The organism is Bradyrhizobium sp. BR 10261, assembly GCF_019455395.1.
GTDB lineage: Bacteria > Pseudomonadota > Alphaproteobacteria > Rhizobiales > Xanthobacteraceae > Bradyrhizobium > Bradyrhizobium manausense.
Genome location: NZ_JACOFQ010000033.1, coordinates 36,155 through 57,662, shown reverse-complemented (window position 1 = coordinate 57,662; position 21,508 = coordinate 36,155). Strand labels below are relative to the sequence as shown.

Annotated in this window: 22 protein-coding genes; 9 read left to right on the top strand and 13 right to left on the bottom strand. The window is 64.2% G+C overall.

The window, feature by feature from the left end; genetic code table 11:
- Positions 1–118: 118 nt before the first annotated feature.
- The 7 genes from HYH07_RS30030 to pqqA all read right to left on the bottom strand — a co-directional run bounded on the left by HYH07_RS30030 (position 119) and on the right by pqqA (position 5,222).
- Entirely contained in the window at positions 119–796 is a 678-nt protein-coding gene (locus HYH07_RS30030; protein WP_220005854.1) for a DUF4286 family protein, read from the bottom strand.
- 26 nt (positions 797–822) lie between these two features.
- Positions 823–1,809, bottom strand: coding sequence for a prolyl aminopeptidase (gene pip, locus HYH07_RS30025; protein WP_220005853.1), 987 nt, complete (start codon positions 1,807–1,809; stop codon positions 823–825).
- Positions 1,799–2,992: a pyrroloquinoline quinone biosynthesis protein PqqE gene (gene pqqE, locus HYH07_RS30020; protein ID WP_220005852.1), complete on the bottom strand. Its 1,194-nt coding sequence runs from the start codon at positions 2,990–2,992 to the stop codon at positions 1,799–1,801. The genes pip and pqqE overlap by 11 nt, the downstream gene beginning before the upstream one ends.
- Positions 2,989–3,300, bottom strand: coding sequence for a pyrroloquinoline quinone biosynthesis peptide chaperone PqqD (gene pqqD, locus HYH07_RS30015; RefSeq protein WP_220005851.1), 312 nt, complete (start codon positions 3,298–3,300; stop codon positions 2,989–2,991). Before pqqD ends, pqqE begins: the two co-directional genes overlap by 4 nt.
- 9 nt (positions 3,301–3,309) lie before the next feature.
- Positions 3,310–4,089, bottom strand: a complete 780-nt coding sequence (gene pqqC, locus HYH07_RS30010) for a pyrroloquinoline-quinone synthase PqqC (RefSeq protein ID WP_220005850.1) — start codon at positions 4,087–4,089, stop codon at positions 3,310–3,312.
- Complete coding sequence (pqqB, locus tag HYH07_RS30005) at positions 4,086–5,015, bottom strand: pyrroloquinoline quinone biosynthesis protein PqqB (protein ID WP_220005849.1); 930 nt, start codon at positions 5,013–5,015, stop codon at positions 4,086–4,088. The genes pqqC and pqqB overlap by 4 nt, the downstream gene beginning before the upstream one ends.
- 126 nt (positions 5,016–5,141) lie before the next feature.
- Positions 5,142–5,222 carry a pyrroloquinoline quinone precursor peptide PqqA gene (pqqA, locus tag HYH07_RS30000; RefSeq protein ID WP_007595659.1) on the bottom strand — a complete coding sequence of 27 codons (81 nt, stop codon included), beginning with the start codon at positions 5,220–5,222 and terminating at the stop codon, positions 5,142–5,144.
- Between the two features lie 249 nt (positions 5,223–5,471).
- Here pqqA and HYH07_RS29995 point away from each other — a divergent pair, with 249 nt between their 5' ends.
- The 5 genes from HYH07_RS29995 (at position 5,472) to tarD (ending at position 9,476) form a co-directional block, all read left to right on the top strand.
- Positions 5,472–5,729 carry a DUF6894 family protein gene (locus HYH07_RS29995; protein WP_220005848.1) on the top strand — a complete coding sequence of 86 codons (258 nt, stop codon included), beginning with the start codon at positions 5,472–5,474 and terminating at the stop codon, positions 5,727–5,729.
- Positions 5,730–5,975: 246 nt separating this feature from the next.
- The gene (locus HYH07_RS29990) at positions 5,976–7,376 is read left to right on the top strand and encodes an amidase family protein (RefSeq protein WP_220005847.1); all 1,401 of its coding nucleotides are present in this window, start codon (positions 5,976–5,978) and stop codon (positions 7,374–7,376) included.
- Positions 7,377–7,378: 2 nt separating this feature from the next.
- Positions 7,379–7,855 (top strand): glutathione peroxidase, encoded by a 477-nt coding sequence (locus HYH07_RS29985; protein WP_220005846.1) that lies wholly within the window; start codon positions 7,379–7,381, stop codon positions 7,853–7,855.
- Complete coding sequence (locus HYH07_RS29980) at positions 7,852–8,109, top strand: DUF3297 family protein (protein WP_220005845.1); 258 nt, start codon at positions 7,852–7,854, stop codon at positions 8,107–8,109. Before HYH07_RS29985 ends, HYH07_RS29980 begins: the two co-directional genes overlap by 4 nt.
- Before the next feature lie 197 nt (positions 8,110–8,306).
- Positions 8,307–9,476: a D(-)-tartrate dehydratase gene (tarD, locus tag HYH07_RS29975; protein WP_220005844.1), complete on the top strand. Its 1,170-nt coding sequence runs from the start codon at positions 8,307–8,309 to the stop codon at positions 9,474–9,476.
- Between the two features lie 152 nt (positions 9,477–9,628).
- Here tarD and HYH07_RS29970 read toward each other — a convergent pair whose 3' ends face one another.
- Positions 9,629–10,762, bottom strand: a complete 1,134-nt coding sequence (locus HYH07_RS29970; RefSeq protein WP_220005843.1) for a DUF418 domain-containing protein — start codon at positions 10,760–10,762, stop codon at positions 9,629–9,631.
- A 296-nt stretch (positions 10,763–11,058) separates the two neighbouring features.
- Here HYH07_RS29970 and HYH07_RS29965 point away from each other — a divergent pair, with 296 nt between their 5' ends.
- Complete coding sequence (locus HYH07_RS29965; RefSeq protein WP_220005842.1) at positions 11,059–11,346, top strand: GIY-YIG nuclease family protein; 288 nt, start codon at positions 11,059–11,061, stop codon at positions 11,344–11,346.
- Positions 11,347–11,640: 294 nt separating this feature from the next.
- Here HYH07_RS29965 and HYH07_RS29960 read toward each other — a convergent pair whose 3' ends face one another.
- Both HYH07_RS29960 and HYH07_RS29955 read right to left on the bottom strand, forming a co-directional pair.
- The gene (locus tag HYH07_RS29960; protein ID WP_220005841.1) at positions 11,641–12,993 is read right to left on the bottom strand and encodes a malonyl-CoA decarboxylase; all 1,353 of its coding nucleotides are present in this window, start codon (positions 12,991–12,993) and stop codon (positions 11,641–11,643) included.
- Positions 12,994–13,165: 172 nt separating this feature from the next.
- Positions 13,166–14,032, bottom strand: coding sequence for a helix-turn-helix transcriptional regulator (locus HYH07_RS29955; RefSeq protein WP_220005840.1), 867 nt, complete (start codon positions 14,030–14,032; stop codon positions 13,166–13,168).
- A 61-nt stretch (positions 14,033–14,093) separates the two neighbouring features.
- On the opposite strand from HYH07_RS29955, the gene HYH07_RS29950 reads away from it, so the two are divergent.
- Complete coding sequence (locus tag HYH07_RS29950) at positions 14,094–15,266, top strand: MFS transporter (RefSeq protein WP_220005839.1); 1,173 nt, start codon at positions 14,094–14,096, stop codon at positions 15,264–15,266.
- A gap of 2 nt (positions 15,267–15,268) precedes the next feature.
- Here HYH07_RS29950 and HYH07_RS29945 read toward each other — a convergent pair whose 3' ends face one another.
- Both HYH07_RS29945 and HYH07_RS29940 read right to left on the bottom strand, forming a co-directional pair.
- A complete protein-coding gene (locus HYH07_RS29945) occupies positions 15,269–15,982 on the bottom strand; it encodes an aspartate/glutamate racemase family protein (RefSeq protein WP_220005838.1) in 714 nt (237 codons plus the stop codon).
- A 79-nt stretch (positions 15,983–16,061) separates the two neighbouring features.
- The gene (locus HYH07_RS29940; protein WP_220005837.1) at positions 16,062–16,946 is read right to left on the bottom strand and encodes a LysR family transcriptional regulator; all 885 of its coding nucleotides are present in this window, start codon (positions 16,944–16,946) and stop codon (positions 16,062–16,064) included.
- A gap of 207 nt (positions 16,947–17,153) precedes the next feature.
- Here HYH07_RS29940 and HYH07_RS29935 point away from each other — a divergent pair, with 207 nt between their 5' ends.
- Positions 17,154–18,479 (top strand): dicarboxylate/amino acid:cation symporter, encoded by a 1,326-nt coding sequence (locus HYH07_RS29935; RefSeq protein WP_220005836.1) that lies wholly within the window; start codon positions 17,154–17,156, stop codon positions 18,477–18,479.
- Between the two features lie 172 nt (positions 18,480–18,651).
- Positions 18,652–20,412 carry a methyl-accepting chemotaxis protein gene (locus tag HYH07_RS29930; protein WP_220005835.1) on the top strand — a complete coding sequence of 587 codons (1,761 nt, stop codon included), beginning with the start codon at positions 18,652–18,654 and terminating at the stop codon, positions 20,410–20,412.
- 56 nt (positions 20,413–20,468) lie between these two features.
- Here HYH07_RS29930 and HYH07_RS29925 read toward each other — a convergent pair whose 3' ends face one another.
- Positions 20,469–21,368 (bottom strand): LysR family transcriptional regulator, encoded by a 900-nt coding sequence (locus HYH07_RS29925; RefSeq protein ID WP_220005834.1) that lies wholly within the window; start codon positions 21,366–21,368, stop codon positions 20,469–20,471.
- Positions 21,369–21,508 lie beyond the last annotated feature (140 nt).

Here is a 21,508-nt window from a genome sequence, read left to right as displayed (position 1 = left end):
CTCTCTGCTCCATCCACCGTCATTCCGAGCGCAGCGAAGTGCCACCGCGGAAAGATCCTGGATTGCTTCGCTGCGCTCGCAATGACGGTGTTGGTGGCAGCGCAGCAATCTCGGCACCTCAGCTGCCCGCAATATCGCTCTTCGCAAGGTCCCACATCAGGCAGTAGGTGCCGACGGAGACCGGGAGCGGGAAGGGCGCGGCCGCAGGGCCGGTGAAGCGTTCGGCGATGACGGCGGAGACGGCGCCGACATGGGTGCCGTCGATCAGCACGAACCAGTCGCGCGCGCCTTCGTTGCGCACCGCTGGAATGTCCGCCGTTGCGCCGGACAATTCCGGCTCGCTTTCGAGCAGATGCATCGAGACGATGCCGTCACGATCCCCCGGCGCCAGCTTTTCTCGCAGGGCGTCGCGCCATGCGCCGGCATTATCAGGCGTGGGCCGCAGCCGCACCAGGCCAAGCGAGGCACCGCGTCCGGTGCCCTTGCTGATGGTGATGCGGGCGACCACGCGCAGCATGTTCTTGAAATGCGCCATGGTCCGCCGCGACCATTCGGTCTGGTTGGCAAGCCGGGCGCGGTAGGCGGGACTGTCGAGCACGTCGAGCGTCGTGGTCGAATACAGCGAGAGATATTTCGGATTGGCCGCGTGCGCGATATAGCGGCGCGCTTCGAGAAATCCCTCGATCGCGACGCGCTCTTGCAGATGTTCGCGATCGTACCAGCGGTTGAAATCGGCATCGTCAGCCGCGTCGATATCCATCGACGTCAGCAGCATGCCTGTCCCGGCGAGCGGCATTTTCTTGTTGTCCTTACTTTCGCGCGTTAGCGCGCGGCCTTCGACGCAAGGTCGGCGATCGACTTCATCACCGCATCGCGCACGCCGGCATCATAGAGGGAATGTCCGGCTTCTTCCACGATCCTGACCTCGGAACCCGGCCACAGTTTCGCGAGCCGCGCGGATGTCTCAGGAGGACACAACAGGTCGTAGCGGCCTTGCACGATAATGCCGGGAATGCCGGCGAGTTTGTCCGCATTCAGCAGCAACTGGTCGTCGCTCATGAAGGAGTTGTTGGCGAAATAATGCGCCTCCATGAACGGCGTCGCCGGCAGCGTGCGCCAGACGTTCAATGACGCAAGGTCGATGCGCGTCTTGGCCGCCTTGTGCTCGGACAACGCGCGCTCTGTGTCGTGCCAGGCGCGCGAGGCGGGACCATGCACGGCGGGATCGGCATCGAGGATGCGGCGATAATAGGCCTGCACCGGTTGCGCGCGCTCCTCCGCCGGCAGCACGCTCAAGAAATCCTCGTGCAGCGCTGGATAGAATTGCGCCAGGCGCGAGGTGAAGGCGGTCTCGACTTCGCCCTGCGTGCCCAGGAACGTCGCCCGCAGCGCAATGCCGCAGACGCGCTCGGGATGGCTTTCTGCATAGGCCAGCGCGAGGGTCGCGCCCCAGGAGCCGCCGACCACTATCCAGCGCGTGATGCCGAATTTCTCGCGGATCTTCTCCATGTCAGCAATCAGGTGCGCCGTGGTGTTATGCTCGCGCGATGCCTTCGGCCGGCTGCGGCCGCAGCCGCGCTGGTCGAACAGCACGGCATGCATGCGCTCGGGATCAAACAGCCGGCGATGATCGGGCTGGCAGCCGGAGCCCGGGCCGCCATGCAGATAGATCGCGGGAATGCCATCGGTGCGGCCGATGCTCTCGACATAGAGCTCATGGCCGTCGCCGACATCGAGCATCTCCGATGTCAGCGGCGCAAAGGGATCGGCGCGCCTGGCGGATGCGGCAGCGTCGGCGTCAGGCGCCATTCTCGGATTCCAGGGTGCCGCCGGCGAAATTGCGGTAGAGGAAGCGGTTGGTCTCGCCCTCGGCCTCGGCTTCCGCCTGCTTGAAGATGGTCTCGTGCAGCGGCGACAGCGCGCAGGCCGGATCGGTGTTGGCGGCATCGCCCGTCAGCGCGAAGGCCTGGCAGCGGCAGCCGCCGAAATCGATTTCGCGGAATTCGCAAGACTTGCACGGCTCCTTCATCCAGCCGGTGCCGCGATAGCGGTTGAAGGCGTCGGAGTTCTGCCAGATCCAGGCGATCGAATGGTTGGAGCGCACGGACAGGAAATCGAGCCCGGTGATGCTCTCGGCGGCATGGCAGGGCAGCACCTTGCCGGCCGGCGAGATGTTGAAGAACTGCCGGCCCCACCCGCCCATGCATTTCTTCGGCCGCAGCGCGTAATAATCAGGGACGACGTAGTCGATCGTCAGCCGGCCCTTCAGCCGTTCGCGCGCGTCCTCGACGGTGCGGGTGCACTCGTCGAGTTGCGCCACCGTCGGCATCAAGGCGGCGCGGTTCTTCAGTGCCCAGCCGTAATATTGCACATTGGCGACCTCGAGCCGGTCGGCGTCGAGATCGAGGGACATCTGGATGATCTCGGGGAGCTGGTGCAGGTTCTGCCGATGCATCACCGCGTTCACGGTGAGCGGCAAATCCAGCTCGCGCGTCCATTTCGCGACCTCGAGCTTCTTGCGATGGCCGCCCTTGTAGCCGGCGACGCGGTCGGCGAGACCTTCCTCGATGCCCTGGAACGAGATCTGCACATGGCAGAGCCCGGCATCGGCCAGCTCGCCGAGCTTCTCGCGCGTCAGCAGCACGGCTGAGGTGATGAGGTTGGTGTAGAGCCCGACATCGCTGGCATGCTGGACCAGCTCGACCAGGTCCTTCCGCGCGGTCGGCTCGCCGCCGGAGAAATGCACTTGCAGCACGCCGATCTCGGCGAGCTCGCTCAGCACCTTCTTCCACTCGTCGGTGGTCAGCTCCTTGGCCGAGCGATCCAGCTCGATCGGATTGGAACAGTACGGGCATTGCAGCGGGCAGCGATGGGTGATCTCCAGCAGCACGGCGAGCGGAATACCGAAGGTCTCCGCCGTCGAGCGGCTCTTCTCCAGCACCGCGAGGCTGTCGCTGGCGTCGGGCGGGATGACCAGGGGTACATCGCTCATGGCGTCTTCTCCCGGGCTTCGGCCAAAAAGCCCTTGTCGGCGAGATCCTGCAGCATGGCGATGACATCGGTCAGGATCGCCTCGCGGGGCGCGGCGTATTTCGCCGCCAACTGATCGGCGACGTCCCCGACATTGCGCTCGCCATTGCAGAGCTGCAAGACCTCGACGGCAATTTCGTCCGGCGCCAGCACGCGTTCCGGCGCCAGGATCACCCAGACCTTTCGCGTCTCGTCATATCTCAGCTTGGCATGCCGCGGCAGGACGGGGCGGCTTGCCTCGCTGACGTTGATATTCCGCAGCCCGGCCATCTGTTGTCCTTAGCTCGCTTTGGGCACGAACGCGCCCGGCGGAATGTTGCCCTCGACATAGGCATGATAGAGCGCGTCGAGTTGCACCCACAGCACGTTGGTCTTGAAGATCAGCGCATTGCAGACCGAAGCCCGCTCTTCCGGGGTCCGCGCATGCGTCCTGACATAATCGAGCGCGAAATTGGCATCGCGCGGCGCCTGCGTCAGCCGGCGCTTGAAGTAGCTCATGATGTCAGGATTGACGAAATCATAATGCTGCAACATGCCGGCGATGCGTTCTTCGTGGATGCTCGGCGCGAACAGCTCGGTGAGCGAGGAGGCGATCGCCTCCAGCGGGCTCTTCTCGCGACAGAAATGCACGTAAGCCTCGACCGCGAAGCGCGTCGCCGGCAGGATACCTTCGGTTGATTCCACATAGGCCGTGTCGAGGCCGAGGCCTTCGGTCAGCTTCAGCCAGCGCTCGATGCCGCCCTCGGAGCCGACATCGCCGTCATGGTCCTCGATGCGGTGACGCCATTCCAGCCGCGTGGCGCGGTCGCGGAAGCGCGAGATCACCACCGCGTCCTTGATCGGGATCGTGCTCTGGTAATAGTACCGGTTCAGCGCCCAGGCCTGCACCTGGCCCTTGTTCAGCTTGCCGCCATGCAGCAGCTTATGGAACGGATGCAGGCTGTGATAGCGCGTCGCGCCGATATGGCGCAGCGTCGCCTCCAGCTCCTCGGCGCTAGTGAGCCTGATGTCCTTGCCGATCGAGAGCGCGGTCATTCCCGTCATGGATGCAGCATTCACAGCACGATCTCCGTTCCGTCGGCGGGTATCTGCCAGCCCGCGCCCTCGGCCGTCTTGCGTTCAGGCGTGGCAGGCAGCAGTGCCGGGTTCGAGTTGTTGATGTGTAGAAATATCTTTCTGCCGATCGAGAGATCGGCCAGCCGCGCAATGGCGCCGTCGGCGCCGGACATCGCGACATGGCCCATGCTCTTGCCGGTCTTGTGGCCGAGACCGGCCTTGATCATCTCGTCGTCCTGCCAGACCGTGCCGTCGAAGAACACCAGCGCGGCGCCATCGATCTCGGCCTTCAGCGCATCGGTCACCTCGGCGCAGGCGGCGATGAAATAGAAGCACTTGCCTGATGATTTGTCTGATATCTTCAGGCCCAGCGTATCGCCATCGCCGCTCTCGCCGCCGGGATGTACTTTGCCCTCGAGATACCAGGCCGATTTGCCTGGCACCGCGAAGGGCAGCACCTCCAGGCCCGAGCGCGCACCATCAGGCAATCGCGGCTCGAAGGGCTCACCGATTCCGATCGGCTGGCGCTTGACGTTCTTCTCGTTCAGCACGTTGAAGATGCTGTTGCTGGCGAGGATCGCCAGCACCTTCTCATGCGCATAGACCGTGAAGGGCGAACCCTCGCGCATCGAGAGCAGGCCGGCGACGGCATCGACTTCGCTGTTGGTCAGGATCACGCCGGCGACAGGCGTATGGCGCAGCGCGCCCGCCTTGGGATGCAGCCGCGGCGTGGCATTCAATTGCTGGCGCAGATCAGGGGAGGCATTGATCAGGAACCAATGCTCGTCGTCGCCGCTGAAGGCGACCGAGGCCTGGGTTCGACAAAGCTCTTGACCGTTTTCACGGGCCGCCCGGCAGCCCTCACACCCGCAATTCCATTGCGGGACTCCGCCGCCAGCCCCGGCGCCCAGGACGACGACGCGAAGCATGATCCGTCTCCTGGAGGCAACGCCGCCAGGTGGATCCTCAGGATCATGGACGACACAGTTTCCACCAGTCGGAAACCGATCGTGACCGGGAGACCCACCTGCGCAGAACGCTGGACTGCCGACCGCTTATTTGCGGGTGGCGCTCACATACATGTTGATTTCCATGCCGCAGGGCACTTCGACGATCTTGGGGGCTTTCCAGGCCATTTCGGCTCTCCATTTTTGCGATTTCGGACGTGTCCGCCCGGGGTTAAATTACTGCGGGCACAAAAGTTCGCCAGTGAAATTTTCCCGAGCCCAGCCATATTGCGCCGCGAGACATACGCAGGGAACAGTACTTTCTGGTGATACGGCCTTGCGTTTGGCGCATTCGGTCGTGAACCCTGTCCTGATAAAGCAGTTGTGAGTGCAGTGCAGCTTTCAATCCGGTACAGGCCGCTTTAGCTGGATCTCGTGATGCCAAAATATTTCTTCAACACCCGTATCGGGGATGAACTGATCGTGGACCCCGACGGTGAGGATCTGCGCAATCCCGATCGCGCCTGGGAGGTCGCCCGCCAGATGATCCTGGAGGTGGTGAAATCCGAAGGCGCCCAGCCGGCCTTGCTCGAGGCGGTCATCGAGGTGACCGACGACGACGGCGAGATCGTGCTCGAATTCCCCTTCACCGAGGCGCTGCTGGACATCCCGGACGAATCCGCGACGAGGCATTAGGGGAGATCCGCCGCTCCCTCCACGTCATTGCGAGGAGCTCGCGACAAAATTGCGTAGCAATTTTGCGCAGATGCGACGAAGCAATCCAGACTGCCTCCGCGGAGGGATTCTGGATTGCTTCGCTTCGCTCGCAATGACGGAGGATGAGGCACGACCCGGGACCAAACCCGCCTTTCCTCCCTGCGAATTCCGCATGGCTTTGCCGCGATCCCGGCGCTAAAAGACGCCGGTCATACGGAGCATGTCATGCAAGATCTATGGCGCCTGTCGGCCGCCGACCTCGCTGCCCTCGTCAAATCCAGGAAAGTGTCTGCGCGGGAGGCGGCCAAGGCCGGCCTCGACCGCCTGGATGCCGTCAATCCCAAGCTCAACGCCGTGATCGACCACCGGCCCGAGGCCGTGCTCGAGCAGGCCGACGCCGTCGATGCCGCCATCGCCAGGGGCGAGGATCCCGGCTTGCTGGCGGGGGTGCCCGTCACCATCAAGGCCAATGTCGACCAGGAAGGCTTTGCCACCACCAACGGTTTGAAACTCCAGCGCGACCTGATCGCGCGCGAGGACAATCCTGTCGTCGCCAATTTCCGCAAAGCCGGGGCGGTTCTCCTCGGGCGCACCAATTGCCCGGCCTTCTCCTATCGCTGGTTCACCACCAATCTCGTCCATGGCGACACCAAGAACCCGCGCGATGCCGCGCTGACCCCGGGTGGGTCGTCCGGCGGTGCCGGCTCGGCGGTGGCGGCCGGCATCGGCGCCATCGCCCACGGCACCGACATCGCCGGCTCGATCCGCTATCCCGCCTATGCCTGCGGCGTGCACGGCCTGCGCCCGACCTTGGGCCGCATCCCCGCCTTCAACCCGGCGCTGCCGGAGCGACCGATCGGTCCGCAGATCATGGCCGTCTCGGGCCCCTTGGCGCGCACTGTGAATGACCTCAGGATTTCCCTCGCCGCCATGTCGGCGCGCGACGCGCGAGACCCCTGGTACGTGCCCGTGCCATTGGAAGGCCCCGCGCGCGAGAAGCGCGCGGCGCTCTGCCTCAATCCGGATGGCCTTGCCACCACGCCTGAGGTCAAGGCCGCCGTGACCGACGCCGGCAAGCGCCTCGAGCGCGCCGGCTGGACCGTCGATGTGATCGAGAACACGCCGCCGATGCGCGAAGCGGTCGAGTGGCAAATCAAGCTCTGGCTCGGCGATGCTTTCGAGGCACAGCTCGAGATGGCCGAACGTGAGGGCGATCCCGGCGCGCTGGCCTGCCTGCGCGGCGTCCGCGCCAGGGTCACGCCGATGGACCAGGCGACTTACGGCAAGGCGCTGACCCGAAGAGCCACGCTGACGCGCGAATGGATGCAGTTCTTCGAAAAATATGCGGTGCTGCTGACGCCGGTCTCGGGCGAATTGCCGTTCCCGGATCATCTCGACCGCAAGGACGACGAATCCTTCAAGCGGGTCTGGGAAGCGCAGCTGCCGCAGATCGCCATTCCCTTCATGGGCCTGCCGGGCCTCGTGGTCTCCACCGGCCTCGTCGGCAAGACGCCCGTCGGCGTGCACATCGTCTCCGGCCGCTACCGCGAGGATCTCTGCCTGCTCGCCGGCGAAGCGATCGAGGCGGGCGGCGTGCCGGCCTCGCCGATCGATCCCGTGGGTTAGCGATGCCTGGGATTTACGACTTCAAGGCCAATTCGCTTGATGGCGAGGAGGTGTCGATGCGCGCCTTCGAGGGACAGGTGCTGCTGATCGTCAACACCGCGAGCAAATGCGGCTTCACGCCGCAATATCGTGGTCTGGAAGATCTGCATCGAGACCTGTCGCCGCGCGGCTTCTCGGTGCTCGGCTTTCCCTGCAACCAGTTCGGCGCGCAGGAGCCGGGGCAGGCGAGCGAGATCCAGGAATTCTGTTCGACTCATTACGACGTCACCTTTCCGTTGTTCGCGAAGATCGACGTCAACGGCGCCAATGCGCATCCCCTGTATGAGTACCTGAAACGCCAGCAATCCGGTCTGCTCGGTTCCTCCATCAAATGGAATTTCACCAAATTCCTGGTGGACCGTGCCGGCAAGGTGATCGCGCGCCATGCGCCGACCGCGCGGCCAGAAGGGCTGCGCAAGCAAATCGAAACCCTGTTATGATGGATACATCCATGAGCGACGAATTTCCTGATCGATTGTCGGTCGACCCCAACAGCCCCTATTACAACGCCGACATCCTCTCGCGCGACGTCGGCATCCGCTTCAAGGGCATCGAGAAGACCAATGTGGAGGAATACTGCATCAGCGAGGGCTGGGTCCGCGTCACCGCCGGCAACGCCAAGGACCGCTACGGCAACCCGCTGACCATCAAGGTGCATGGGCCCGTGGAGCCGTATTTCCGGGATAAGAAGTAAGCGCGGCGTGCCTAAATGTTTCCCCGTCACCCTGAGGTGCTCGCCTCTTCGGCGAGCCTCGAAGGGCGACGGCCCGGCTGCATCTCGGCCGTTCATCCTTCGAGGCTCCCGGCGCGATGCTTTGCATCGCGCCACTCGCACCTCAGGATGACGGGAAGACAGTCGGCGAAGTCCCTCTCGATCACGAAGGCCGCCCCATGTCCGTCCGCATCGTCGACGTCCGCGAAATTACAAAGCCGATCTCCTCCCCGATCCGCAACGCCTATATCGACTTCACGAAGATGACGACGAGCCTCGTCGCCGTCGTCACCGATGCGGTGCGCGAGGGAAAACGCGTCGTCGGCTACGGCTTCAATTCCAACGGCCGTTACGGGCAGGGCGGGCTGATCCGCGAGCGCTTTGCCTCGCGCATTCTCGAAGCCGATCCGAAGTCGCTGCTCGATGCGGCCGGCGACAATCTCGACCCCGACAAGGTCTGGGGCGCGATGATGACCAATGAGAAGCCGGGCGGCCATGGCGAGCGCTCGGTCGCGGTCGGCACCATCGACATGGCGGTATGGGACGCGGTGGCCAAGATCGCGGGCAAGCCGCTGTTCCGCCTGCTCGCCGAACGTCACGGCGTCACCGCCGATCCGCGCGTGTTTGTCTACGCCGCGGGCGGCTATTACTATCCCGGCAAGGATCTCTCGATGCTGCGCGGTGAGATGCGCGGCTATCTCGACCGCGGCTACAACGTCGTGAAGATGAAGATCGGAGGTGCGCCGATTGAGGAAGACCGCATCCGCATCGAGGCGGTGCTGAAGGAGATCGGCACGGACGCCCAGCTCGCCGTCGACGCCAACGGCCGCTTCAATCTCGAGACCGGCATCGCCTATGCCAAGATGCTGCGCGACTATCCGCTGTTCTGGTACGAGGAAGCCGGCGATCCGCTCGACTACGCGCTGCAAGCCGCGCTCGCCGAATTCTACCCGGGTGCGATGGCGACTGGCGAGAATCTCTTCAGCCACCAGGACGCACGCAATCTGATCCGCTATGGCGGCATGCGCCCCGACCGCGACTGGCTGCAATTCGACTGCGCGCTGTCCTATGGCCTGTGCGAATACCAGCGCACACTGGACGTGCTGAAGACCCACGGCTGGTCACCCAGCCGCTGCATCCCGCATGGCGGCCACCAGATGTCGCTCAACATCGCCGCCGGCCTTGGCCTCGGGGGCAACGAAAGCTACCCTGATCTGTTCCAGCCCTATGGCGGCTTCCCGGATGGTACCAGCGTCGAGAACGGCCACATCACCATGCCCGACCTTCCGGGCATCGGTTTCGAAGGCAAGTCCGATCTCTACAAGGAGATGAAGGCGCTGGCGGAGTAAGCCCGTCTGCGTCCACACCCCTCCGTCATTGCGAGCGCAGCTCTCTCCACACGTCATTGCGAGGAGCACTTGCGACGAAGCAATCCAGAGTCTCTCCACAGGAAGATTCTGGATTGCTTCGCTGCGCTCGCAATGACGGGGAGAGAGCTAAGTCACACCTCCGCCACCACCATCGGCTGCCGCACCCCATACATCAACGACCGCCACAGCCATTCCAGCGGTCCGTAGCGGTAGCGGCGCAGCCACCAGGCGCTGAACAGCACCTGTGCGAGGTAGACGGCGATGCCGATGGCGAGGGCCTCGGTGATGCCGAGCCGGCCGAACAGGCCGAGGCCGTAGCCGTAGAAGATCCAGCCGAAGATGATGGATTGCGCGATGTAGTTGGTGAACGCCATCCGTCCCAGCGGCGCGGCCCAGCCAAGCAACTGCTTGCCGCGCTCAAAGCTGGCAAAACCAAGGATGGCGGCACCATAGCCCAGCGCCAGCAGGATGGTGCCGAGCGGCTCCATGCCGCCATAGAGCAACGCCGCACCGAGAGCGATCGCGGGAATCGCGATGACGAACAGGGCGCGCGTATTCCGCACGAGGCCGCTGCGCCAGGCCAGCGCCCCCAGCAGAAACAGCCCGATCGTGCGCAGGAAGACGAACGCGTGGAGCGAGGCGATCAGGGGAAGTTCGCGCAGGCGAAACGCCAGCACGTCGAGGAAGCCGCCGGTCGCATAGATGCGGTTGGCATCCATGACATCGCGCCAGATCAGGGTCCGGCTCGGAAACAACCCCTCCGGCGGAAAGTCCTGTATCGCCAGATACAGCGCCAGAAACACCAGTGCAGCGAGAGCGATCAGCCAGCGCGGACCAAACAGCAGCGGCAGCACAATGAACCCGGCCAGAGCATATTCGGTGAGGATGTCGCCGTTCCAGATCAGGCACAAATGGATGACGCCGAACACCAGCAGCACGGCGAGCCGGCGCGCCAGCAGCCTGGTGCGGTGCTCGCTCTTGGCGAGCCGGTCGAATTGAATGGCAAGGCCGGCGCCGAACAGCAGCGAAAACAGCGCAAATGCCTTGAGCTCGACGGCCTGCGTCAAGATCGTCTCGACGGCGCGATCGATTGGCGAGGCGAGCGTCTTCGGCCCCAGAAACTGCTCGAAGATCGAAACGCGAAATTCCATCACGACGTTGATGGCCATGACGCCGAACAGGGCGATGCCCCTGAGCACGTCGATGGCGTCGATGCGGTCCGCAGGGTTCGTCGGTCGGGCTGATGCTGTGCTATCGGACGTCATGCATGCATTCCAAATGAGTCTCGGCGAATTTTACCGCAAGTCCTGGGACACCAGGGCGAGCTGCCGCCACACCCTCCGTCATTGCGAGCGCAGCGAAGCAATCCAGAATCTTTGCCGCGGAGGGACGCTGGATTGCTTCGCGGAGCCTGTCATCGGGCCGCGCTTCGCGCGAACCCGGTGGCTCGCAATGACGGTGTGGCGACAGTCTCGCGATTCACCGCATTCAGTGGGGGTGCTTGCTCGCAATCACCTCTTGGTTGTGGTATGCTCTAGACTCGCTTGAAGTGAGGGTAATCATGAAGCAACCCTGCGTCTACATGTTCGCCAATTGTCGCAACGGGACGATCTACACCGGCGTCACCTCAAACCCGCCGCGCCGCGCGTTCGAGCACCGGGAAGGCCTCGTGAAAGGCTTCTCCGCGAAATACGGCTGCAAGGTCCTCGTCTGGTACGAACTGCATGCGACCATGACCGACGCGATCACGCGCGAGAAGCAGATCAAAGGCGGTAGTCGGGCCAAGAAGCTCGCGCTGATCGAAAGCGTCAATCCGGACTGGCGAGATTTGTACGAGACGCTGATCTGACCTTGCAATGCGCGAAGGCGCCGCCACGCTTTTTGTCATTGCGAGCGTGGCGAAGCAATCCAGTCTGCCTCTGCGGGAATAGTCTGGATTGCGTCGTCGCAAGGGCTCCTCGCAATGACGGGGATAGAGCGGCGATATCTATCGGAGATCTTGCTTGCTGGGAGCGAATTGCTGAATTGCGCGAGGTGCCGCCACACACTCCTTCATTGCGAGCGTAGCGAAGCAATCCAGAGTCTTTCCGCGGTTCTGGATTGCTTCGCTGCGCTCGCAATGACGGCGGAGAGAACGCGCTCCCTACGACAGTCGCATATCCAGCAGCCGTCGCCCTTCGCCCTTCAAGAGCTTCTTCACCGCGCTCGACGCCACCACCTCGCCGTCATTGGCATAGGCCTCGTGGTTCTTCTCGATGTCGTCGAGACGGTAGAGATAGTTGACCATCACGCCGGCGGATTCGCGCAGGCCCTTGGGCGAGAGGTCGCCGAGCCAGTTGATGCGCTCGAGCCGCGCGCCGTTGCCAAGGTGGAAGCGGGCCACGGAATCGATCAGGCGGCCTTTCGGCGTGCGTGCCTTCAGGAAGTAATAGGCGGCGAGCGGCTCGATCACGGCGCGCAGCTGCGTGGTCGTCTCTGGATTCTCATACCATTTGGGATCGTCGAGGCGCTTGAGGATCTCGCGGTCCTCGTCCGGCAGCGGCAGATACTTGTCCTGCTTGATCCATGACATGAAGCCCGGCACCGGCGACAGCGTCACGAAAGTGTCGAGCTTTGGCAGCTCGCGGCGCAGCTCCTCGACCACCTGCTTGATCAGGAAGCTGCCGAAGGAGATGCCGCCAAGCCCGCGCTGGGTATTGGAGATCGAATAGAACACGGCGGTGCGCGCCTTCTCGATTCCCAGATGCTGGCGATCGACCGCCAGCAGCGGCGCGATCGCGCCGGGAATCGTCTCGGTCAGGGCCACCTCGACGAAGATCAGGGGCTCGTCGACCATCGCCGGATGAAAGAAGGCGTAGCAGCGGCGGTCGACCGGATCGATGCGGCGGCGCAGATCGTCCCAGTCAGAGATCTCGTGCACGGCTTCATAGCGGATGATCTTTTCGAGGATGTTGGCCGGGGTCGACCAGTCAATCCGGCGCAGCACGAGAAACCCCCTGTTGAACCACGAAGAGAGAAGATGCGAGACGTCGCGGTCGAGCGCGGCGAGGTCGGTGTGTCCGTTCATCATGCCGAGCAGGTCGGCCCGCATGGCGACGAGATCGCCGGTGCCGCCGGGCGCGCGGTTGAGCCGGCGGATCAGCTCCTGTCGCCGCGGCTCCGAGGCGAAATGCAGCGCGCTGGCGTCCTCGTCATCAGGTTGACTGCGCCACTTTTCGATCGCCTTGCTCAGGCGCTCCCGGTCCGGTCCGAAATCGCGCACCAACCCTTCGAAGAAGGCGCGTCGTCCCGCCGCATCCAACTCCTGGTAGATGTCGAGCACCTCACGCGCCATCGCGGTGCCGGAGGCTTCGCCCCGGCCCGACAGCAGCGCGTTGCAAAGCGCGATCAGCCCGTCGGCATCCTGCTTGGTGTCAGCGGAATCCCCCCGGCGCAGCAGCGTACGGCCGCGCTCGGAAATTGTGGCGAGCAGGTCGGAGAAGAAGGCATTGGCCATCAGGACTTTCGAATCCGGGTTTGTGCGATGCGCAAGCTTACACGGGATTTAGACGGAAGCCGATCACAATCAAGCAGGGGAATGCGACAACTTTGGTGGTGCCATGTATCCCCGATGACACTGTCATGCCCCGGCTTGACCGGGGCATCCAGTACGCCGTGGCTTCTCCATTCTAGTTGCGCTGTCTCGGAGTACTGGATCGCCCGGTCAAGCCGGGCGATGACGCCGAGTGTGTGGCAAACTCCGTCGGCGTGCGTCCCGTCACCTGGCGGAACGCGGCCGAGAACGCCGGCACGCTGGCGTAACCGAGCTGGGTCGCGAGCTGCTTTACCGACACGTTCGTATCCGTCGATAGTCTGCGGATCGCCGCCGCGATCCTCGCACGCTGGCACCAGCTCTTGAAGCTGAGCTGCGTCTCCGCCGAGAACAGCCGTGACAGCGTGCGCGCGGAGGTGCCGACCTCGCGCGCCAGCGTGTCGATATCGTGCAGGGCGGTGGGATCGTCGAGCACGATCATCGCCGCGCGGCGGCAGCGCACCTCGTGCGGCAGCGGCACGAAGGTCGCGGAATCCTCGGCCTGGTGCAATTCCAGCATCACGAGGCGCACCAGAAGTTCCGTGCGCTCTTCGGTGTTGCGCCGGTCGAACAAAGCCAGGATCGCCTGGTTGAGCAGCGGCGACACCCGCACCACGAATTCCCGCGTCAATCCTTCATGGCGCTGTTCGCGCTTGAGCCAGGCGAGGTCGAAATACAGCGTGCGCATCTCGGTGTCGGCGAGCAGGTCGATGGCGTGCTCGAGCCCGGCCGGCACCCAGACCGCGCGGTCCGGCGGCACCAGCCAGCGTCCGCCGGGCGTATTCACCTGCATCGTACCCTTCACCGCGTAGATCAGCTGCGCTTCGCGATGCATGTGCAGATCGATCCGCATCCCCCTCGGATAGTCGCGCGCAACCAGGTGCACGCCCGCGGGCGAGCGATGGTTGCTCCGGACCTCCCGCAGGATTGGCGTTTCCAAGATTGGCGTTTCCAAGACAGTCATTGGCAGCACCCCGTCATGTAACGGACATATAACTCATTTCGGAGCAGGAGAGGATTCGGGAATGAACCGCCCCGTCAGGGTCATCAGTTTCGTCAACGCCGGCCATTTCATCGATCACTATTCGATGCTCATTTTCGCCGCCGCCGTGATCATCATGGGGCCGGCGCTCGGCATGGCCTATTCGGATCTGCTGCCTTACGCGACGCCGGGTTTCATCGCCTTCGGCGCCGGCTCGCTGCTGACCGGCTGGCTCGGGGACCGCTGGAGCCGTCGCCACATGATGCTGATCTTCTTCGTCGGCATCGGCGCTTCCATGATCTCGGTCGGCTTGGTGCAGACGCCCGTGCAGCTCGGCGCCGCGCTGCTCGCGATCGGCGTGTTCGCCTCGATCTATCACCCTGTCGGGACCGCGATGATCGTGTCCTATGCCGACAGGCTCGGCCGCGAGATGGGCATCAACGGCGTCTGGGGCAATCTCGGCGTCGCCTCCTCCGCGCTGGTAACAGGCGTGATCGGCCAATATCTCGGCTGGCGTGCTGCCTTCATCATCCCTGGAATCGTCACCATCCTGATCGGCCTCGCCTTTGCGATGCTGGTGGTGCACGAGGACCGCAAGGGTGTGAGGCAGGCCGCAGCCCAGGCGCGCGTGGCCAAGCAGGACATGTGGCGCGTGGTGCTGTCGCTGCTGATCGTGGTGATCGCGATCTCCACCACGTTCAACGCCGTCACGGTTGCGCTGCCGAAGCTGTTCGCCGAGCGGCTTGCCGATCTCACCAAAAGTCCGGCGCTGCTCGGGGTTATCGCCGCCTGCGTCTACGTGTTCGGCGCGATGACGCAGTACACGATCGGCCGGCTGCTCGATCGCTACTCGCTGAAGACGGTGGCGTTGCCGCTGTCTTTCATGCTGGCCCCGTTCCTGTATCTGGCCGCGAGCCTGAGCAATTTGCCGCTGATTGTGGTCTCGATCGGCATTGTCATGGGCGCGTTCGGCCAGGTCACGGTGAACGATGCCATGGTCGGCAAATACACCAGCGAGGAATGGCGCTCGCGGGCCTATGCCGTGCGCTACTTCATCGGCTTCACCGCGGCTGGCGCGTCAGTGGGGCTCGTCGCCTGGCTCTACGAGCACGGCGGCTTCGTCACCATGCTGCACGCGTTTGCGGGCCTCTGCCTGCTCGCGATCGCCGCGGCGATCATCCTGCCGCGCGAGATCCGCATGCCGCCGGCGGCGTGAGGCTAAGCGACTTCCCGCACCGTCTCCCGCGGCGCGGCCAGGCATGATCTGACGCAGGCCTGCGCCAGCAGGTCGGTGGGATCGAGCAGCGCCGCGCCGACATCGCCGTCGAGCGCGGCCAGGGCCAGGGGGATCTCGGTACAGGCCATCGCGATGTGCGAACAGCCTCTGGCGGCGAGCGCTTCTGCTTCCCGGCCGAGGATGCCGGCCGCTTCGTCCCTAAGTCCTGCCTTGACGAGACGGATCGCGCGCATCACCTCGGCTTGCGCCGTCGCGGCGGGCACCACGCAGACATAGCCGCGTTCGGCAAGACGCTGCTGGTAGATCCCGGCGTGCACCGTGCCGTCGGTCGCAAGCACGCCGAGGGCCGGGCTTGTCCGCTGCTGCGCAAGCGCCTCAGCGACGGCATCGACGATGTGGATGATCGGCACCGACGTCTCGGCCTGCAGCGCGCCGTACCAATGATGCGCCGTGTTGCAGGGGATGGCCATGCGGGTCACGCCTGACAGCTCGAGCCGGCGCAAGGCATTCAGCATGGCGGGAAAGGGATCGGCGCCGTGCCCGAGAATGGCAGCGGTGCGGTCGGGCACGTCGGTTGCCGAACACACCACCATCTGGATGTGGTCCTGATCGCAGGACGCGGGTGTATTCCTGACGATCTTGCCCATGAAATCCACGGTCGCCATCGGCCCCATGCCGCCCAGAACGCCAAGCATCGAACTCTCCTTGTTGGAGCCACGATGCATGGCCACTTCAAGCAAATCCAATGCCTGTTCAGAACGGCATATGCGGCTTCTACATAGTTTTGGGGGCACCTGCCTGCGCCGCGTTCCAGACCTTTTCCACGATGGGGCGGGTCCGGCGTGCGCTGCGATAGAGCCGAACCTCCAGCGGGATCTCCGGCCCCACGATGGTGAGGGTGCCCTCGTCGAGCTCCCGGGCCACCAGGCTGCGCGGCAGCCACGCCAGGCCGTAGCCCTCCAGCGCCATGAATTTCAGCCCCTCGGCCATGGCATTCTCGTTGGTGTGGCTCACATGCGCCGGCGGCGAGCCGGCCTGGGCCTGGGCGAAGGTGGCGACCCGTCCCAGGAACGAGTTCGCGGCGTAGCTGAGCAGGGGCAGCGAAGCGGTATCGTCTCCCGCTGACTCCGTGCTGCGGACGGCGACGAAGCTGTCCATGCCGACGACGATATGCGGGTAGAGCTCCGGCTCCAGCAGGATCGGCACATTGGCGTGATGGAAGGTGAGCAGGAAGTCGTAGCTGCCTTCGACGAGCGCCTGCAGGCAGCTGTGAAAATCATCGGGCAGCAGGCGGCTGCCGATCGGCCCGACCTCTTTCTCGATGGTCCGGAACCAGCGCGGAAAGAAATGCAGCGACAGGGTGTGCAGAGCGGCGATGGAGATCACTTGCGTGCTCGGCCGCTTGCTCGCCTGAAGCGCGAGACGGCTTGCATGGAGCATGCGAACGGTTTCTTCCGCGGTCTCCAGGAACTCACGGCCCTCGGCGGTCAGCGTCGTCGGGTAGCTGCTGCGGTCGACGAGGGACACGCCGAGCCAAAGCTCCAGCGCCTGGATCCTGCGGCTGAACGCAGATTGCGTCACGTGCCGCTCGTCGGCCGCGCGTGAGAAGCTGCGCGTTCGCGCCAGGCTGAGAAAATCCTCCAGCCATTTCAATTCCATCGTGTCTGCTCCGGGCGAGGCTCGCCTTGCGAAGATGCCCTGATCCTAGCGGGAAATCTATGCAAAATCGGAATAGAGCTTGCCGGCATAACATTGGACGGCCCGCCGTCCTCAGGCGCATGCATCGCCCCGCGGCGGGAAGCTCAGCGCGAGGTTCACTGTCGCGAAGAACATGCGGACCAGGCGCTCAAGGGAGGTCACAGGCAAATGACAGTGAATGCCGACAATTCACCCGCGCGATCCAACCGCCTGACCAATGCTCTCGTGGTCAGCCTGCTGCTCGGCATCCTCGCCGGCTACGCCTGTCATGAGCTGGCGCCGACGCCGGAGATGGCGAAGACCATCGCCGGCTATTTCTCGATCGTGACTGACGTGTTCCTGCGCATGATCAAGATGATCATCGCGCCGCTCGTCTTCGCCACCATCGTGTCAGGGATTACCAGCCTCGGCTCCGAAGGCGGGGCGGTCGGCCGCATTGCCGCCAGATCCATGGGCTGGTTCGTCTCGGCCTCGCTCGTCTCCCTCGGCCTCGGCATGATCTTCGCGAACCTGTTCGCGCCGGGGCGGGGCTTGCAGCTGCCGCTTCCCAATGCCGATGCCGCCAACACCTTGCAGACCGCCAGCTTCAACCTGAAGGACTTCATCACCCACGTCTTTCCGACCAGCATCGCCCAGGCGATGTCGACGAACGAGATCTTGCAGATCCTGGTCTTCGCCGTGTTCTTCGGGCTCGCCCTCAGCAGGCTGAAGACGAGCCATGCCAGGACTATCGCCGCCTCGATCGACGAGCTGGTCCACATCATGCTGCAGATCACGAACTTCGTGATGAAGTTCGCCCCGCTCGGGGTGTTCGCGGCCATTGCGGCCGTCGTCACCACGCAGGGCCTTGGCGTGCTCGTGACCTACGGCAAATTCATCGCGACCTTCTATTTCAGTCTCGCCGTGCTCTGGAGCGTCCTCGTTCTCGTTGGCCTCGTGGCCCTCGGTCGGCCGGTGCTTCATCTCATCGGCCTGTTGCGTCAGCCGATGCTGCTGGCCTTCTCGACCGCGAGCAGCGAGGCCGCGTACCCCAAGATGATCGAGCAATTGACCAAGTTCGGCGTCAGCGAGCGCATCTCGGGCTTCGTGCTGCCGCTGGGCTATTCGTTCAACCTCGACGGCTCGATGATGTACCAGGCCTTTGCGGCCCTGTTCATCGCCCAGGCCTACGGCATCGAGCTCAGCTTCACGCAACAGCTCGTCATGCTCTTGGTGATGATGGTTACCAGCAAGGGCATCGCAGGCGTGCCGCGCGCGGGGCTCGTGGTCGTCGCCGCGACGCTGCCGATGTTCAACCTGCCGGTGGGCGGCATGCTTCTCGTCATGGGCATCGACCAGTTCCTGGACATGGGCCGGACCATGACCAACGTCATCGGCAACGGCATTGCGACGGCCGCCGTGGCGAAGTGGGAAGACGAGCGTGGTCTGATCGAAGAGCCATCCGTCGAGACCGCCACGCCGGCCGTTGCCGTAGCTGGCGCGGCGGGCGGATAGAAGGCCGGTCCGGCCCATTCGAAAACATGCTGCGCTTGATTCAAAGGCCCCGGCGGTAGCCAGGGCTTTTGTCTTTGCCGGACACGTTTGCCGCGCTTCGATGCGAGACACGACTGGCCGATGCAAATTTCGCATAAGATTTTTGCGGAAGGCGCCGCGTTCGGCGCCGTCAGTGAAAGTCCTCGTCAAGCTTTCGATCGCAAGGTTCGGCCATGATTGCAACGACAAGGGATTTCGCATGAAGAAGATCAAGATCGCGTGGCGATTGGGCATGCTCACGCTCGGCAGCGTGCTCGCGATGATGGTGCTCGTTGGCGTGTCCCTGGTCCAGCTGCGCGATCAGATGGAGGCCGAGAGGACGCGGGCGCTGCGCGGTGCCGTGGACGTGGTCGCATCGCAGATCGCGGCCTGTCAGCAGGATGTGCTTTCAGGCCGCTTGAGCCGCGACGAGATGATTGCGAGGGTCAGGGAGATCGTCGCGAAGTCGCGATATGACGGCAACAACTACTTCTTTGTCTATGATTGGGACGGGCTCAATCTCGCCGATGGCGGCACGCCCGAGAACGTCGGGAAGAATTTGATCGACAAGGGCGATGTCAATGGACGCCTGTTCCGGCGCGAGATCGTCGATCTCGCCCATGGCGCAGGCAGCGGGACCGTCACCTATTATTTCCCCCGCAATGGCCAGCCGCAGCCGCTGCGCAAGCAAGCCTTCGTCAGGGCGATTCCGGACCTGAAGCTGATGGTCATCAGCGGCATGTATGTCGACGATCTCGACGCATCGTTCAATGCTGCTGCGCTGCGGCTCGGCGGTCTTGCCCTGCTGGTGGTGCTCATGAGCGTGGCGTTTGCGGTGGTGATCGCAGCAACGATCTCCCGGCCGCTGCGGCGCCTCGAGGAGCGGCTGCGCAAGATCGTGTCGGGCGAGATCGAAGGCGACATTCCGGGGCTGGACCGGCGCGACGAGATTGGCACCATGGCTGCAGCCGTCGCCGTCTTGCGTGACCATTCCGCCGATCGATTGGCGCTCCAGGCTTCGCAGGCAAAGCTCAAGCTGCAGGCGGAGAGCGAGCTGAAAGACGTGCTGGCGCGTGCGACTTCGTCCTTTGAGGAATCGGTTGTCGGTTCGGTGGATGAGGTCGTGGAGGCGGCCGGACACATCGCCGATGCGATCCAGGAATTGGAGCGGTTCAACGCCGACAACATGCTGTGCAGCCGCACGGCATCGGCGTCCGCAGGAGAGATCGCCGGCAGCGTGCAGACCATGGCCGCCGGGGTCGAGCAGCTCGATGCCTCCACCCGGAACATCAATGGCCGCGCCCAGGAAGCGAGCCAGGTGGCGGATGTCGCCAGCGGTCGCGCAACCCAGGCCGGACTGATGGTGGAAAGCATGGTGCAGGCCGCGACAAAGATCGGCAGCGTCGTGGAATTGATCAGCGATATCGCCGGCCAGACCAATCTGCTGGCGCTCAACGCGACCATCGAGGCGGCGCGGGCGGGCGAAGCGGGCCGCGGCTTTGCGGTGGTTGCGGCGGAGGTCAAGACGCTGGCGACGCAAACGGCGCGCGCGACGGAGGACATCTCGTCCCAGGTGCTCGGCATCCAGTCGGCGACACAGGCGGCGGCAAGCGAGATCGCGGCGATCGTCGATGTGATCCGTGAAATTCGTGAACAGAGCGCGACGATTGCCAGGGAGGTTCAGGAGCAGAGCGGCGCCACCAGCGACATCAACCGCGCGGCGAGGTGCGCCGCGCAAGGTGCCGAGCATCTGCAGAAATCGGTCGAGGATGTCTGTTCGAAGGCCGTCATGGGCCAGTCGATTGCGCAAGGCGCGGGCTCGCGCGCAGAGGCGCTGCGAAGCAGATTTGGCGATTTGAACGAAGCGGCGCTGGGCTTTGTCCGCAAGCTCCAGGCGCTGCAGTCGGCGGCGTAGGACTCTCGCCAGCCGCGCCTGCGCCCCTTTGATCATCACCGGGGCACAGGCCGCAGCTATGCGCTGACTGCCGCCATCCGCTCAGCCATATAGTCCACGAACACCCTGACCTTGGGCGGAATTGCGCGGTTGTCCGGCAGCACGACCCATGTGGCCATTTCATCGCGGCCTTCAATCTTCCAGTCCGGCAATATCTGCACCACCGCCCCGGATGCGAGTTCGGGACCGACGGCCAGGCGGTTCAGCATCCCGATGCCGTAGCCGCCCAGGACAAGTGCGCGGTACACCGGGCCGTTGTCGGTGCTGACAAAGGCGCGTGGCTCGTGAACGACCCGCTCACCCTGCCGGAACACCCATGGCACCTGGTTGCGGAAGGGCAGGCAGACGTGCCCGGCAAGATCACCGGGACTGCGCGGCGCACCGTGTGTCGCGACATAGGAGGCTGAAGCCACGAGAATGTAGTCGATCCCGCCGATCCGGCGGGCGACCCAGTCCGGACGGTCGACCGTGCCGAACCGGATCGAGACGTCGGCGCCAACATGGGCGGGATGGACGACGGCATCGTCGGCGATGATGTGAAGGTCGATGTGGCGATAGCGTGCACGAAACTCGGCGAGCGCGGGGACCACGAACAAGGTGGCCCCGTTGATCGTGGTCGCCACGGTCAGGCGGCCGCGCGGTTCCTGACGCAGATCCTGGAGCGCGCCTTCGGCGCTGCGGAGTTCGTCGCGAATGCGGTTGACGTGCTCGAGGTAGACGGCGCCGGCCTCTGTGAGCCGGACGCGTCGCGTGCTGCGGTCGAACAGCCGGCAGCCTAGGCGCGTCTCCAGCGCCCGGACGCGTTCGGAAACCACGGATTTCGTCAGCTTCAGCCGGGCCGCCGCAGCGGTGAAGGAGCCGGCCTGCGCAACCGTGGCAAATTCCTCCATGCCCGTGAGATCGCCATGACGACCCATGTGACCACCCCCTCGCACGGGGCCTGACGTCGTTCCGGCCCTGATTGTCGTCCTATGTCGAACAGATGTTCCGCCGATGGCTTCTTATCACGGGAGCAGCGCCGGACTATACCCCCGACGGATTGAACCGGAGGCTCCGC